General features: G+C 66.2%; 16 protein-coding genes. 8 read left to right on the top strand and 8 right to left on the bottom strand.

Translation table 11 applies throughout. The features are described 5' to 3' along the window. Positions 1-60 precede the first annotated feature (60 nt). Positions 61-1,449, top strand: coding sequence for an amidohydrolase (locus tag HG262_RS10050; protein WP_169270879.1), 1,389 nt, complete (start codon positions 61-63; stop codon positions 1,447-1,449). Positions 1,450-1,461: 12 nt separating this feature from the next. Here the strand turns inward: HG262_RS10050 and HG262_RS10055 are convergent, their stop codons facing one another. Next, positions 1,462-1,959: an N-acetyltransferase gene (locus HG262_RS10055; protein ID WP_169270880.1), complete on the bottom strand. Its 498-nt coding sequence runs from the start codon at positions 1,957-1,959 to the stop codon at positions 1,462-1,464. Positions 1,960-2,134: 175 nt separating this feature from the next. On the opposite strand from HG262_RS10055, the gene HG262_RS10060 reads away from it, so the two are divergent. Then, a complete protein-coding gene (locus tag HG262_RS10060) occupies positions 2,135-2,938 on the top strand; it encodes an aspartate dehydrogenase (RefSeq protein WP_169270881.1) in 804 nt (267 codons plus the stop codon). A 45-nt stretch (positions 2,939-2,983) separates the two neighbouring features. Here HG262_RS10060 and HG262_RS10065 read toward each other — a convergent pair whose 3' ends face one another. Then, complete coding sequence (locus HG262_RS10065; protein ID WP_169270882.1) at positions 2,984-4,816, bottom strand: ABC transporter ATP-binding protein/permease; 1,833 nt, start codon at positions 4,814-4,816, stop codon at positions 2,984-2,986. A gap of 132 nt (positions 4,817-4,948) precedes the next feature. Next, positions 4,949-5,836, bottom strand: a complete 888-nt coding sequence (locus HG262_RS10070) for a LysR family transcriptional regulator (RefSeq protein ID WP_169270883.1) — start codon at positions 5,834-5,836, stop codon at positions 4,949-4,951. Between the two features lie 116 nt (positions 5,837-5,952). On the opposite strand from HG262_RS10070, the gene HG262_RS10075 reads away from it, so the two are divergent. The 5 genes from HG262_RS10075 to HG262_RS10095 all read left to right on the top strand — a co-directional run bounded on the left by HG262_RS10075 (position 5,953) and on the right by HG262_RS10095 (position 9,026). Next, a complete protein-coding gene (locus HG262_RS10075; RefSeq protein WP_169270884.1) occupies positions 5,953-6,789 on the top strand; it encodes an amidohydrolase family protein in 837 nt (278 codons plus the stop codon). Continuing rightward, a complete protein-coding gene (locus tag HG262_RS10080) occupies positions 6,786-7,775 on the top strand; it encodes a tripartite tricarboxylate transporter substrate binding protein (protein WP_169270885.1) in 990 nt (329 codons plus the stop codon). The genes HG262_RS10075 and HG262_RS10080 overlap by 4 nt, the downstream gene beginning before the upstream one ends. A 144-nt stretch (positions 7,776-7,919) precedes the next feature. Beyond that, on the top strand, positions 7,920-8,303 hold the full coding sequence (locus HG262_RS10085) for an RNA-binding S4 domain-containing protein (protein ID WP_169270886.1): 384 nt from the start codon (positions 7,920-7,922) through the stop codon (positions 8,301-8,303). After that, positions 8,300-8,656: a translation initiation factor Sui1 gene (locus HG262_RS10090; protein WP_169270887.1), complete on the top strand. Its 357-nt coding sequence runs from the start codon at positions 8,300-8,302 to the stop codon at positions 8,654-8,656. The genes HG262_RS10085 and HG262_RS10090 overlap by 4 nt, the downstream gene beginning before the upstream one ends. Before the next feature lie 16 nt (positions 8,657-8,672). Further along, positions 8,673-9,026, top strand: coding sequence for a DOPA 4,5-dioxygenase family protein (locus tag HG262_RS10095; RefSeq protein WP_169270888.1), 354 nt, complete (start codon positions 8,673-8,675; stop codon positions 9,024-9,026). Between the two features lie 4 nt (positions 9,027-9,030). On the opposite strand, the gene ppk2 is transcribed toward HG262_RS10095, so the two are convergent. Then, positions 9,031-10,194: a polyphosphate kinase 2 gene (gene ppk2 / locus HG262_RS10100; protein WP_169270889.1), complete on the bottom strand. Its 1,164-nt coding sequence runs from the start codon at positions 10,192-10,194 to the stop codon at positions 9,031-9,033. A gap of 163 nt (positions 10,195-10,357) precedes the next feature. Further along, a complete protein-coding gene (locus HG262_RS10105; RefSeq protein WP_169270890.1) occupies positions 10,358-11,548 on the bottom strand; it encodes an aminotransferase class I/II-fold pyridoxal phosphate-dependent enzyme in 1,191 nt (396 codons plus the stop codon). A gap of 152 nt (positions 11,549-11,700) precedes the next feature. On the opposite strand from HG262_RS10105, the gene HG262_RS10110 reads away from it, so the two are divergent. After that, on the top strand, positions 11,701-12,450 hold the full coding sequence (locus HG262_RS10110) for a hypothetical protein (RefSeq protein ID WP_248293315.1): 750 nt from the start codon (positions 11,701-11,703) through the stop codon (positions 12,448-12,450). Positions 12,451-12,487: 37 nt separating this feature from the next. Here the strand turns inward: HG262_RS10110 and HG262_RS10115 are convergent, their stop codons facing one another. The 3 genes from HG262_RS10115 to HG262_RS10125 are packed head-to-tail and all read right to left on the bottom strand — an operon-like array spanning position 12,488 to position 14,991. Then, on the bottom strand, positions 12,488-13,144 hold the full coding sequence (locus tag HG262_RS10115; protein ID WP_169270892.1) for a methionine ABC transporter permease: 657 nt from the start codon (positions 13,142-13,144) through the stop codon (positions 12,488-12,490). Then, positions 13,125-14,228, bottom strand: coding sequence for an ATP-binding cassette domain-containing protein (locus HG262_RS10120; protein WP_169270893.1), 1,104 nt, complete (start codon positions 14,226-14,228; stop codon positions 13,125-13,127). Before HG262_RS10120 ends, HG262_RS10115 begins: the two co-directional genes overlap by 20 nt. A gap of 1 nt (position 14,229) precedes the next feature. Continuing rightward, positions 14,230-14,991 (bottom strand): MetQ/NlpA family lipoprotein, encoded by a 762-nt coding sequence (locus HG262_RS10125; RefSeq protein ID WP_248293319.1) that lies wholly within the window; start codon positions 14,989-14,991, stop codon positions 14,230-14,232. Positions 14,992-15,057: the final 66 nt, after the last annotated feature.

Here is a 15,057-nt window from a genome sequence, read left to right on the forward strand (position 1 = left end):
GCGCGTCGCTTGGGTAAGATCCTCACCCAATAACAGGTTAACAACCACGAGGAGAAGACCATGCAGTCACGCAAGACGTTGTTCCGGCTGGCCCCGCTGGCGCTTGCCGCCCATCTGCTGATGGCCGGCCCCGCCGCCGCGCAAAGCGCGCCGGGCACGCAAGGCCCGTTGGCCCCCGCGCCCAATGCCGCGCTGTCCGAACAGATCGACCAGCGCGCGAAAGCAATCGAAGACAAGCTCATCGCCTGGCGCCGCGACATCCATCAGCACCCCGAACTGGGCAATCAGGAAACGCGCACCTCCAAGCTTGTGGCGGACCATCTGCGCGCGCTGGGCATGGACGTGAAAACCGGCGTGGCCGGCACGGGCGTGGTCGCCGTGCTCAAGGGCGGCAAGCCCGGCCCGGTCGTGGCGCTGCGTGCCGACATGGACGCCTTGCCCGTCAAGGAGCAAGTGGACGTGCCCTTCGCCTCGAAGGCCAAGGGCACCTATCTGGGCAAGGAAGTGGACGTGATGCACGCCTGCGGTCACGACACCCACACCGCCATCCTGATGGCCACGGCCGAAGTCCTGGCGGGCATGAAAGACCAGTTGCCCGGCAGCGTGAAATTCATTTTCCAGCCCGCCGAGGAGAGCCCGGCCGACTTCGAGCCCGACGGCAAGAAAATCTGGGGCGCCAAGATGATGGTGCAGGAAGGCGTGCTGGACAATCCCAAGGTGGACGCCATCTTCGGCCTGCACGTGTCCAGCGCCTATCCGGCCGGCTGGCTGTCGTGGCGCAGCGGTCCGGCCATGGCCGCCGCCGACCAGTTCTGGATCGACGTCACCGGCAAGCAGACGCACGGCGCGCGCCCCTGGTCCGGCATCGACCCCATCGTCGTCAGCTCGCAGATCATCCTGGGCTTGCAGACCATCCCCAGCCGCCAGATCAACAGCATGCTGGAGCCGGCCGTCATCACGGTGGGCGCCATCCATGGCGGTAACCGCATGAACATCGTGCCCGACAACGTCGCCATGACGGGCACCATCCGCACGTATGACGAAGGCATGAAGAAGGACATCCATCAGCGCATCGCCCGCACCGCCGAGATGATCGCGCAAAGCGCCGGCGCAAAGGCGGATGTGCGCGTGGTCGAACTCTACAACGCCACCGTCAACAACCCGGCGCTGACCGAGCAGATGGGTTCCACCTTGCGCCGCGTGGCGGGTGAAGGCAACTACGGCCTGCAACCGAAGTCCACCGCGTCGGAGGACTTTTCCTTCTATCAGGAAAAGGTGCCCGGCATGTTCTTCTATTTGGGCGTGACGCCCAAAGGCACCGATGTCGAGAAGGCCGCCCCCAACCATTCACCGCGCTTCTATGTGGATGAATCGGGCCTGATCAACGGCGTGCGCGCCCTGTCGAACCTGACCATCGACTACATGGCCCGCGCGCAAAAAGGCAGCTGAACGGCGCCCCGCCTATGCGGCGGCTTCGAATCCCTTGTGATAGGCGACCCGGCCTTGCGCCGGGTGCGTGAATACCTGCGCCATGAAGTACGCCGGCGGCACGCCGGGATACGTCAGCGCCGGCATCTGCGCGAAACCGAAACGCGTGTAGTACGCCGGCTCGCCCATCACCACGCAGCCCGCCGCGCCCATCGCCTTCAAACGGTCCAGCCCTTCCCGGATCAAGGCTGCGCCGATGCCTCGGCCTTGCATGCCGGGCAGCACCGCGACGGGCCCCAACCCGTACCAGTGGGCCGACCCATCGCTGATCTGAACGGGAGAGAAGGCGATGTGCCCCGCGATGCGCCCATCCACCCGCGCCACCAGCGACAGCGTCAGCGCGCCCGCCTCGCGCAGCGCATCGGTAATATGGCCTTCGGTCTGCAGGCTGTGCGGGTGGTCTTTGAACGCGGCTTGCGTCAGCGCGAAAATCGCGTCGTGGTCGTCCGGGGTTTCCGGCAGGATCAACATGCTTGCCCTCCCTGGGATCAAGCGGGAAGTGTAGCCGCGCCCTGCGGTCATTGCGCATTGACGCCCGCCGGCACGGTGGCTACAGTGGCCGGCAACCCTGCGCCGTGATCGGCGCGCGTGTCCCTGAATCGCCCGCGGCCCGCCGCGCCCCTTCTCCTAGCCCCTCTGGACCCTTATGAACAGCTACCGCGTCGGCATCGCCGGCTTCGGCGCCATCGGCCAAGCCGTGGCGCAATCCCTGGACGCCGGCGTGCCCGGCCTGAGCTTGGCCGCCGTCGCGGTACGCGACCCCAAGGCCCCGCCCGCCTTTGCATGGACCCAGGCGGCCCCGGTCTTCACCACCCTCGACGCCTTGCATGAACAGTGCGACGTCGTGGTGGAATGCGCGCCTGCCGCCGTGTTCCGCGACATCGCCGAACCCGTGCTGCGCCACGGCAAGAAGATGGTGGTGCTGAGCTCCGGCGCCCTGCTGCGCCACGATGACCTGATCGAACTGGCGCGCCAGCATCACGGCCAGATCATCGTGCCGTCGGGCGCCATCCTGGGCCTGGACGCCATCACGGCCGCCGCCGAAGGCGTGATCCATTCCGTCACGATGATCACCCGCAAGCCTGTGCGCGGCCTGCTGGGTGCGCCCTACCTGACCGACAACAACATCGACATCGCGGACATCACCGAACCGCGCCTGATCTTCCGCGGTTCGCCGCGCGAGGCCGCGGTGGGCTTTCCGGCCAATCTGAACGTGGCGGTCAGCGTGTCGCTGGCGGGCATCGGGCCCGACCGCACCACGCTGGAGATCTGGGCCGACCCGTCGCTGGAACGCAATATCCATCGCGTGGAAGTCGTGTCCGATTCGGCATCGTTCTCGATGGAGATCCAGAACATTCCGTCAGCCAACCCCAAGACGGGTCGCATCACGGCGCAAAGCGTGGTCGCCGCGCTGCGCAAGCTGACTGGCCCGCTGCGCATGGGTACCTGAACGGGCGCGCCCGGCCCGCGAGGCCGGGCGTGTCGACAAGAAAAATCAGGCCGCGGCGCGCAACGCCGTGCCGGCGGCCGGCGGCGTCATCGAGGCTGCCGCCCAGCCGCCCGCGCCATCCAGCACCAGCCGATGGGTGTGGAACGGATCCAGCGTGCTCCGATGCCCCACGCTGACCAGCATGCAATCGGGCAGTGCGCTGCGCAACAGGCTATACAGCATGTGTTCCAGCCCTTCGTCGGTCGCCGAGGTAGCCTCGTCCAGGAACACGATAGCCGGCCGATTGAACAGCACCCGCGCAAACGCCACACGTTGCTGTTCGCCCAAGGACAGGATTCGGGACCAGTCCGCGACCTCGTCCAGACGGCCGGCCAGATGCCCCAGATTCACTTGACGCAACGCGTCGGCCAGGCGCGCATCGTCCTGCGGCTGCGCCTGCCCGGGATAGGCCACGGCGCCGCGCAGATCGCCCAGCGGCAAGTAGGGCCGCTGCGACAGAAACAGCGCCGATGCGCCCTGTGGCCGTCGCACATGGCCTTGCGCGTAGGGCCACAACCCGGCCAGCGCCCGCAGCAAAGTCGTCTTGCCGCTGCCTGACGGCCCCTTGATCAGCAAGGTCTGCCCCGGGTGCAGCTGCAGATTCAAGTCGCGCAGCAGCATGCTGCCGTCAGGCCGCGTCACCGTGACGCCGTCGATGCCCAAACCGTCCGGCCACGGCGCGGTCTGCACGGACGGCAGGCCGCGCGCCGCTTCGTTCGCATCCAGAAAGCCGTTCAACCGGTCCAGCGTGGCGCGGTACTGCGCGAAGGTGTCGTAGGACGTGCGAAAGAACGACAGCGCATCCTGCACTTGGCCGAACGCCTGCGACGTCTGCATCACATCGCCCAGCTTGATCGCGCCGCTGAAGAAACGCGGCGCCTGGAGAATGAACGGAAACACCACGGCGACCTGGCTGACCGACAAATTGAAGCCGTCGAACTTCAGGCCCCGGTAGACCCGCGCCCACAAGTTCGCGATGTAGGCCGTGAACCGCGTCCATAAGGTCGCGCGTTCCGCCGCTTCGCCCTGATAGAACGCCACGTTCTCGGCATTTTCGCGCAGGCGGACCAGCGCGTAGCGGAAGTTGGCAGTCAGCCGTTCAGAAAGGAAATTCAACTGGATCAACGGCCGGCCGATCTTGAAGGCGAACCACGTCGCGAGGATCACATACAAGAAGACCACGAACACCATGGCGCGAGGTATGTCGATGCCGCCGATCGACAAGGGGCCGGACAAGCCCCACAGGATGCCCGTGAACGCCACCAGCGACACCACGGCGCTAAGCGCGCCGACGGCCAGCGTGCGCGACCCGGTGACGAACATCGCGATGTCCTGCTCGATGCGTTGATCGGGGTTGTCGACGGGCGCGTCGACGAAGTGCCCGCGGTAGTACGCGCTGGCGCCCAGCCAATCGCGCGTCAGGCGGTCGTTCAGCCACACACGCCAATGGATATCGAACGACTGGCCGGCATAACTGTCGGCCAGCGAGCGCACCACGTGCAAGCAGGCCAGTATCGAGAAGATCCCCAGGAAACGCCAGAACGCGGTGGAGTCCAGCGCTTGCAGCGCGCTATAGAAGCCGTTGTACCAAAAGGAGAACAGCACGGTCATGCGCACCGCGGCCATCGCCAGGAACAGCAGCAGCGCCAGCATCAGCAACGGGCGCCAACTGCGCCGGGGCGTCAGGTACGGCCATGCCAGCCGCCAGAATTTTCGGCCCCAATCGGTCGTGCGGGCCAGCGCCACCGCCATCAGCGCGGTCCCGACGGCCGTGATGCCAAATGCGCGCACAAGCCACAGCGCGCTTTCCGCCAATTGCTGCTGCCAGTTCAGATCCATGGGCACGCCCCCGAAAAGCCGTTTCTGGTTAGACGGGGCGGCTGAGCGGGGTTCCGAAGAAAATGGCGTTTTAAGCGTGGCTTAAGCGTTCTGAAAGGGCTGGCGAATGCGTAGTGAAAGGCTGGCGCAGCATCAGCGCGGACCCAGATCCAGATTGGCGAACAGGTCAGCCAGCGTGGGCACCGAACGGGCCGGCCAGATGGCGCTGAGGTCGAAGCTGGGCAGGCCCTGGCCATCGCGCACTTCGCAGAAGCGCACGCCGCCGAAGTTCATCGTCTGGATCCAGCTGGGCAAGAGCGCAACGCCGCACCCGCCCGCCACGCACGACAGCACCGTCAGCGTCCGGTTGGCTTCCTGCGCCACGTGCACATCGTGCCCGCCCTTGCGCATCGCATCCAGGACGCCCGCGTAGAACGCCGGCAATTGCGCCTGCGGATACATCACCAGGCCTGCTTGGGCGATCTGCGCCATCGACACCTGCCCGTCTTGCGCGACGACGAATTCGTCCGGAACGGCAGCCACCAAGCGGTCCCGCAACAATTGCCGTTCACGCATGCGTCCGCCCACGGCGACAGGCGTGTGCATCAGCCCGATATCGATCTCGCCCGTCTGCAGGGCTTCGGCCTGTTCGGCATTGCTCATCTCGCGCAGGATCACGCGCACGCCCGGCGCCTGGCGCCGCATCTCGCGCAGTGCGCGAGGCAAGGTGTCGAACAGCGCGGATGACACCAGGCCCACCGTCAGTTGCCCCGCACTGCCCCGGCCGATCTCGCGCGCCCGCTGCGCCGCCGCGTCGATGCGCGCCACGCTCGTCCGCACGTCTTCCAGAATGGCCAGGGCGGCCGGCGTGGGCGCGGCGCCCCGACGCGAGCGCTCGAACAAGCGCACGCCCAAGTCCTTTTCCATGCGGGCCAGCGCCTGGCTCAAGGCGGGCTGCGCGATCCCCAGCCATTCCGACGCCCGGCTGACGCTGCCGTGGTCCACCACCGCCAGGAAATAACGCAGGTGGCGCGTTTCCATATCATTCCAATATATAAAAATCAATTTTCCACAATGGAAAACTATACCCCGACTTCTTAGAATCCCGCTTTATAGAACAGCGCGGGCCCCGTCCGTGCACAAGACAGGAGACTGCTTTGCCCCCGCTCGCGACCGGCGCCGCCGTCGACACCCACGCGCACGTATTCCAGCAAGGACTGGCGCTGGCTGACATCCGCCGCCACACCCCCGACTACGACGCGACGCTCACCGATTATCTGGCGCTGCTGGATAGGCACGGGCTCGGCCACGGCGTGCTGGTGCAGCCCAGCTTCCTGGGCACCGACAACCGTTATCTGCTTGATGCGTTGCGGACGGCGTCCGGCCGCCTGCGCGGCGTGGCGGTGATCGCGCCCGGCATCGCGGACGCCGAATTGCGGACCCTGGCCGATGCCGGCATCGTGGGCATGCGGCTGAACCTGATCGGGCTGCCCGTGCCCGATCTGGCCGCCCCCGGTTGGCAGGCGCTGCTTGCCCGCGTGAATGCGCTGGGCTGGCATGTGGAAGTCCATCTGCAGGCGGCACGCCTGCCAGACGCGCTGCCCGCCCTGCTTGCGGCGGACTGTCGCGTGGTCGTAGACCATTTCGGCCGCCCCGACCCGGCACTCGGCGTGGCCGACCCCGGCTTCCAATACCTGCTGCAACAGGCAGGCAGCGGCCGCGTGTGGGTCAAGCTGTCGGCGCCCTATCGCAACTGGCAGGCGGCCGACTGCGCCGCGTCCGGCAGGCAGGCCGCGCAGCGACTCTTGGCCGCCTATTCCGCCGACCGCCTGATGTGGGGCAGCGACTGGCCCCATACCGAACATCGCCATCTGGCGTCCTACCCTGCGGCGACGCAATGGCTGGACGCCTGGATCGACGATCCCACGCAACGGCACGCCGTGCTTTCCGGCACACCGCTCAAGCTGTTCCAATTCCAAGGAGACAACCCATGAACCCTCTGATCAAACGTCTGGCGCGCCGCGGCGGCCTGCTATTGGCTGCCGGCCTGCTGACCGGCGCCGCGGGCGCGGCGTCCGCCGCCTATCCCGAACGCGCCGTCACGCTGGTCGTAACCTATCCGCCAGGCGGCACCGTGGATGTGGTGGCCCGACTGATCGGCCCCAAACTGGCCGCCGAACTGGGCCAGCCCGTGGTCATTGAAAACCGCGGCGGCGCCGGCGGCATGATCGGCGGCGCGGTCGTGGCCAAGGCGCAACCCGACGGCTACACCTTGATGCTGGACGCCTCCAACCACGCGCAGAACCCCGCGCTGCATTCCAAGATGCAGTTCGACACGCTGACCGCGTTTGCGCCCGTCTCCCTGCTGCTGCGCGTGCCGAACGTGCTGGTCGTCACGCCGTCTTACGAAGTCAAGACGGTGGCCGACCTGATCAAACTGGGCCAACCCGGCGCCAAGGACCAAGTGTATTTCGCATCGGCCGGCCCCGGCTCGGCACAACATCTGGCCGGCGAATTGTTCAACCTGCTGGCCAAGACGCAGTTGCAGCACGTGGCTTACAAGGGCGGCGGCCCGGCCATGATCGACGTCATGTCCGGCCAGGTGCCCGTCATGTTCGCCAGCATGGGCTCGGCCTGGCAGCACGTGAAGAACGGCAAACTGCGGGCCGTGGCCGTCGGTGGCCTGGAACGCTCCAAGACCGCCCCCGACCTGCCGACCATCGCCGAATCGGGCGTCCCGGGCTACGAGACGTATGAATGGAACGCCGTGTTCGCGCCCGCCGGCACGCCGCCCGCAATCGTCGACCAGGTGTCGCAGGCGCTGGCCAAGGTGCTGAAGGACCCCGCCATCGCCGAGCAGTTGGCCGGCATCGGTGCGGAACCCATTGGCTCGACGCCTGCCGAACTTGACACATTCCGGCGTGCCGAAATCGCCAAATGGCAGCGCGTCGTGAAGGAAGCCGACCTGAAGCTGGATTGAGTACTGCCGGGCCGACAGGCCCGGTTGCCGGATAGCCGGACTTGCGGCGCTCGAAAGAGCGCCGTTTTTTTTTCCCCCGGGCGCAGCCATTTCGGCGCGGCTATCATCACGGCTTGAAGCAGATTTCCGCTTAGGACAGGCAAGATGGACAAGATTCGACTCGACAAGTGGCTTTGGGCTGCCCGTTTTTACAAGACGCGCAGCCTGGCGGTGCAGGAAATCGGCAAGGGCCGGGTATCCGTGAACGACCAGCCCGCCAAGCCCTCGCGCGAAGTCGCCCCCGGCGACCTGATCACCCTGCGCAAAGAGGATCCGGCGCTGCACGTGCGCGTCGTCGCCGTCAGCGGCGTGCGCGGCCCCGCGCCGGCCGCCCGGCTGCTGTACGACGAAACACCTGAGAGCATCGCAGCCCGCGCACGCGCGGCAGAAATGCGACGCCTCGCGCCCGAACCCGCGCTGGGAATCGAAACCGGCCGCCCGACCAAGCGCGACCGGCGGCTGATCGACCAGATGCGAGGCAAATCATGAAACGCAACGCGACGGGCGGCCTCGTCTATTCCACCGAAAGCGGCCGCATGTGCCCCGTTTGCCGGCAAGCGCTTGTCCAATGCCAGTGCAAAGCCGCCGCCGTGCCCACGGGCGACGGCGTGGCGCGCGTGTCGCGCGAGACCAAGGGGCGCGGCGGCAAGAGCGTGACGGTGGTGCGGGGGCTGGCGCTGGATGCGGTTGCGCTGGGCGTGCTGGGCAAGCAGCTACGCACCGCATGCGGGTCGGGCGGCACGGTGAAGGACGGGGTGATCGAAGTGCAGGGAGACCACTGCGACCGCATCATCGACGCCCTGACGAAAAACGGCCACCGCGCCAAGCGCGCCGGCGGCTGAACCTTAAGAGAAAACCATGAATGATGTCGCCATTGACCGCGTCGCCAGTTGGCACGCCCATGTGTATTTCGACGGCGCCAGCCGTGACGCCGCATTCGCGCTGCGCGAACGCGTGATCGCCCGGTTCGACGGCAAGATGGAAATGGGGCGCTTCCATGAGCGCCCCGTCGGCCCGCATCCGCAATGGAGCTACCAGATCGCATTCGCCCCGGCGCACTTTGCCGAGATCGCGACCTGGCTGACCTTGAACCACGGCGCGCTGGATGTCTTCATGCATCCGAACACCGGCGACTCGCTACGGGACCACCGCGACCGCGCCGTGTGGATCGGGCGCAGCTACACGCTGAACCTGCAGGCGCTGGGCGCCTGAACGCCTACAGCGCCCGGCCCACGATCAGCGAATCCAGTGCCATGCCGGCGTCGCCGCTCTTGCCTTCGTACGGCAAGCGGCTCAGCACATAGCGCATCGCATTCAGGCGCGCGCGCTTCTTGCAATCGGACTTCACGACGATCCACGGCGCATCCGCCGTGTCAGTGTGCGCGAACATCGCTTCCTTGGCGCGCGTGTAGTCGTCCCACTTGTCCAGCGAAGCCAGGTCCACCGGGCTCAGCTTCCACTGTTTGAGCGGGTGCACCTTGCGCTGCAGGAACCGGCGGCGTTGCTCTTCCTGGCTGACCGAGAACCAGAACTTGACCAGATGGATGCCGCTCGTGACCAGATGGCGTTCGAAATCAGGCACCTGGCGCAGGAAATCCAGATACTCCTGCTGCGAGCAAAAGCCCATCACGCGTTCCACGCCGGCGCGGTTGTACCAGGACCGATCGAACATCACGATCTCGCCCGCCGTGGGCAAGTGCTGCACATAGCGCTGGAAATACCATTGGCCCTTTTCGGTGTCCGACGGTTTTTCCAATGCGACCACGCGTGCGCCGCGCGGATTCAAGTGTTCCATCATGCGTTTGATGGTGCCGCCCTTGCCCGCCGCGTCGCGCCCTTCGAACAGAATCACCACGCGCTGGCCGGTCGCCTTGACCCAGGCTTGCAGCTTCAGCAGTTCGACCTGCAACTGGTACTTCTGCTTTTCATAATTGCGGCGCAGCATGCGGTGGCGATACGGATAGATACCTTCGCGCCAATCGGTCGCCAGCTCCTCGTCGGGGTTGCGGCGCCCGCCTGGTCCCTGCGTATTGGCGTCCAGCAGCGCGCGATGCACGGCGCGGGCGTCATCCGGCGACAGTTCCTCGATGACGGAGCGCAGGGCTTCGTGGGCCTGCGCGTCAGGGCCGACCGTGTAGCGGCGCGCGATATCGGACAGCACCGACACGGTTTCCTGGCGAGCGGCGTTTTCGCGGGCGGCCACGCGCTTGCGGGCCTGCACTACGGGCTCGATGGGCGGTACCGTCGCCGGCTGCCGCTGGCGCGTGCCCGTGCCCGTGCCGGCACGGGTGCGGGCGGTGCGTTTGGCGGCGGCACCGGCGCGCGGGTTCGGCGCGGCGGCAATGTCTTCTTGTCCGGCTTGGGGTCTCTTGTCTGTCATGAATCCTGTCCTTGCTGCGCTTGTCGCCTGCCCACGCCCGCCGGCCAAACGCCGGCGGCCCATCAGGCAAAGGCGAAACCCTAACTCGCGCGCCGTGGCGTGGATTTGACGAGAATCAAACGTTGTAACATTTTTTACAGAATCAGGGTCCGCACGTCGAGACCTACACCCGGTCCAGCCCCTGCTTGAGGTCGGCCAGGATGTCGTCTGGCGTCTCCAGCCCCACGGACAGGCGCAGCAGCCCTTCCGACAGGCCGTACTTCTCGCGGTCTTGCGCCGAATAGCTGGCATGCGTCATGGACGCTGGATGCTGGATCAGCGTTTCCGGGTCACCCAGGCTGACGGCGATGCGCGCCAGCTTCAGGCTGTTCAACAGATTCCGGCCCGCGGCCAACCCGCCCTTCAGCTCGAACGCCACCAGGCCGCCGCCCGCCGCTTGCTGGCGCTGCGCGATGTCCGCGCCAGGAGTGCCTTCCAAGCCCGGGTAGAACACGTCGGCCACGGCCCGATGTTCGCGCAGCAGCTTGGCCACTTTCAAGGCGGATTCGCTATGGCGCTGCACGCGCAGTTCCAGCGTCTTGATGCCGCGCAGCACCAGAAAAGCGGTGAACGGCGACAAGGTCGCCCCCGTGAAATAGCGCAGCCCCTGCAACCGGATGGCGTCAATGTGCGCCTTGCTGCCCACCACCGCCCCGGCCAGCAGGTCGCCGTGGCCGCCCAGGTACTTGGTGGCGGAATGCAACACGATGTCGGCGCCATGCGCCAACGGGCGCTGCAGCACCGGCGTGGCAAAGGTGTTGTCCACGATGGTCAGCGCGCCCTGGCCGCGCGCGATGGCGGACACGGCGGCGATGTCGACCAGCCGCAGGTTGGGGTTGGCCGGCGTCTCGAAATAGACGGCGCGCGTCTTGGGGCCGATCACGGCGGCGACGGTCTCGGGCCGCGTGAAATCGGCGAAGACCGCGCGGATGCCGAAGCGGCTCAACCCCTGCGTGAACAAGGTGAACGCGGTGCCGTAGACGATTTGGTCCACGACGATCTCATCGCCGCTTTGCAACAGCGAAAACAAGGTGGCGGAAATGGCCGCCATGCCGGAGGCCGTGACGACGCCAGCCTCGGCCCCCTCCAGCGAGGCCAGCCGCTCTTCCAGCAGCGCTTGCGTCGGGTTGCGCGTGCGGCCATAGACATAGCCTTGCTTTTCGCCCAGGCGGATCTGATCGAAGGCCTCGATGCTGTTCTGGGTGTATGTGGACGTCAGATACAACGGCGGGGACAACGCGCCTTGTTCCTCCCGCGGGTCATAGCCCAGATGGATGGCACGGGTGGAGAAACCTTGCTGAGGGGTGTCGGACATTGTTGAACTCCTGTCATCGAATATTGCAAAGGCCTCGCGCCCTTGCCGGAAAACTGCGTTACATTCAAAACCATGTCCCCAATATCTGGTGCGCCATGATTTCCCAGGACAAGCCCCTGCAATCCCCGCGCGCGCGGCCTCGCTGGCTGCGTATGGCGCTCATTGCCGTGCTGGCGGTGCTGGCGTCGGCCGTGGTGATCGGCCTGCGCAACGCCGGCGAACGCGAACAGGAACAGGTGGCCGCCACCGAAATCCGCAAAGTCGCGGACACGTTGAGCCTGATGGTCGGCAACCCGGACGGCGGCCCCCAGGCCGTACCCGACATCGACCCGACGCCCAAGGCCACCGGTTTCTACGGTGAACTGGAACGCGTCATCAAGACCGTGGCCGGTGAACGGCTGGCGCAGCACAAGGCCTATCTTCAGGATCTGAACGACATCGGCATGCCCCGGCTGCTGGATGCGCACCGGCTGGCGCGCGACACCGGCCTGGTGGAAAGCCGCATGATCCTGGAGCAGGCCGAGCATCTGGTGCCGAAGTACCAGCAGCAAAGCCTGCAGGTACTGAAAGACATGCCCGCGCTGATCCGCTCGCTGGCGATCCGCGAGCCGGAAAAACAGAAGATGCTGACGAGCCTGGACGCGTCGCTGGCCCAACGCAGCGCCAACCTGGAACAGGTCTGGTCGCTGGAGGCGCGCATCCTGCGCGAGTTCGGCCAGATGATCACGTTGCTGGACGACAACCGCCAGCACTGGTACGCCGACCACGACGAATTGCTGTTCGACCGCAATGACGACCTGAACCGGTTTCATCAGCACATGGCGGCGATCGGCAAACTGTCCGCCGAGCAGGAAAAACTGGGCAGGCAGCAGTTGGCGAGCATTCTCTCGGCGCTGCCCTGACCCGGTTTGTCCGCGCGCCCGCATCGCCACGCCCGGCCTATCGCTTATGGTCGGCGCGGCGCGACAGCCATTCGCCGGTGAACTGCACGATGGACACCAGCGCGATCAGGATCACGATCACCTCGAACATCACGCGGGTTTCGTAACGTTCGTAGCCGTAGCGGATCGCCAGGTCGCCCAAGCCCCCTGCACCGACCGCGCCCGCCATGGCCGACGCGTTGATCATGGCGATGACGCTGACGGTCATGCCGCCGATGATGCCCGGCAAGGCCTCGGGCAGCAGCACGTGGCGCACGATGTGCCAGCGCCGGCATCCCATGGCGCGCGCCGCCTCCACCAGCCCGTGATCGACATCATTCAGGCTGACCTGCGCGATGCGCGCGAAGAACGGCACCAGGTTGGCCGACAGCGGCACGATGGCCGCCCAAGTGCCCAAGGTGGTGCCCACCAGAAAGCGCGTGAACGGCAGCATGGCCACCAGCAGGATGATGAACGGAATGGCGCGGAATGTGTTCACCGTGATCGACAGCGCCTTGTTCAAGCGCGGCTTGGGGTACAGATTTCCCGCTGCGGTCACCGTCAGGACGACTGCCAACGCCAGCCCCGACACGATCGCGATGACGGCGGACACGCTGACCATCGCGAGGGTCTGCAGGAACGCCTGCAGGTATTTATCAAACATCGGCAGCGACATAACCCAGCACCTTGATCTGATCCGCCAACCGCGCGGCGCGCGCGGCCTCTTCCTGTAATGCGCCCGCCGGCACCGACACCAGCAGACTGCCCTGCGCATGCCCGCGCAGCCGGTCCAGGCCGCCATGCAGCAGCGTCGCGGCCGGCCCCATCGCGGCCAATGCCTGCAACGACACGCCGTCGGGCCGCCCATGCCCCGTGAAGCGCAGCCGCAGCACGGCGACGCCTTCGCGGCCATGCAGATCGGGCACCAGCCTGGCTGCCAGGTCGGCCGGCAGTTCATGCTGCAACGGACGCAGCAACGCGCGCGTGGCGTCCGCCTGCGGATTGCCGAACACGCGCCAGACCTCGCCCAGTTCCACCTTGCGACCGCCGTCCAGCACCAGCACCTGATGGCAGACTTCGCGGATCACCGCCATGTCGTGCGTGATCAGCACGACCGTCAGCCCCAGCTTGCGGTTGATGTCCTGCAGCAACGCCAGGATCGAATGCGTGGTCTCCGGATCCAGCGCCGAGGTGGCTTCGTCGCACAGCAGGATTTCCGGCTGATGCACCAGCGCGCGCGCAATGCCTACGCGCTGCTTCTGGCCGCCCGACAGTTTGGACGGATAGACATCCGCCTTGTCGCGCAACCCCACCATGTCCAGCAGCGCGTCAACCCGCACACGCGCGGCGGCGGACGCAACGCCGGCCACGCGCAGCGGCAGCGCGACGTTCTCGGCCACCGTCTTGGCGGAAAGCAGGTTGAAGTGCTGGAAGATCATGCCGATGCGGCGGCGCAGGCCCACCAGCGCGTCTTCGTCCAGTTGGCCCACATCCACGCCGTCCACCAGCACGCGGCCGGCGGAAGGCCGCTCCAGCATGTTGATGGAGCGCAGCAATGTGGACTTGCCCGCGCCGCTGCGCCCGATAATGCCGAAGACTTCGCCGCGCGCGACCTGGAACGACACATCGGACAGCGCCGTCACCGTGCCCTGCGCACTTTGATAACGTTTTTGCAGCCCCTCGAAGACGATATGGGCGTCCGGCCCGGGCGTCTGCCCGGCCGCCGTGGCCGGACCGGGGTGGGAGAACTCGTACTGCATCTCAGAAAACCGGAATCACGGAGCCTTCGTACTTGCTCAGGATGAACTGGCGGACTTCTTCCGAGTGGTAGGCCTTGATCAATTCGGGCACCCACGGCGCATTCTTGTCTGTCTCGCGCACGGCAATGATGTTCACGTAGGGATTGTTTTCCTTCTTTTCCACCGCGATACCGTCGCGCGTGGCGATCAGGCCGGCCTGGTAGGCGAAGCTGTTGACGATCGCGGCGGTGTCCACGTCCGGCAAAGACCGCGCCAACACGACGGACGCGCTTTCGACAAAATTCAGCGCCTTCGGATTCGAGGTCACGTCGGCCAGCGTGGCCGTGCCGGTCGCCGGATCAAAGCCATCCTTGAGCGTGATCAGGCCCTGGTCGCGCAGGATCACCAGGGCGCGAGTCTGATTGCTGGGGTCGTTCGGGATGCCCACGCGAGCGCCGTCCGGCAGATCCTTCAGCGACTTGTACTTCCTGGAATAGAAAGCGATGGGCGAGATCAGCGTGTTAGCCACCGGCACCAGCCTGTAGCCGCGCTGCTTGATCTGGTCGTTCAGGAAAGGAATATGCTGGAAGGCATTGGCTTGCAGGTCGCCGTTGTTCAACGCTTCGTTGGGGCTGGCAGTGCCCGTGATGACCACGGGTTCGACCGCCAGGCCGTTCTTCTTGGCCACCTGCGTCACCACTTCCCAGATCTGCTCGTCGACGCCGCCCCGCACGCCCACTTTGAGGGGCTGGGAGTCGGCGGAAAACGCCGGGCCATGGAACATCGCGGCGGACGCCAGCACGGCGCCCAGCAATGCCTTAAGGACGAGACGCGTCCGCTTGAGGGGCGC

It is taken from the genome of Achromobacter sp. Bel (genome assembly GCF_012928505.1).
Lineage (GTDB): Bacteria > Pseudomonadota > Gammaproteobacteria > Burkholderiales > Burkholderiaceae_B > Achromobacter.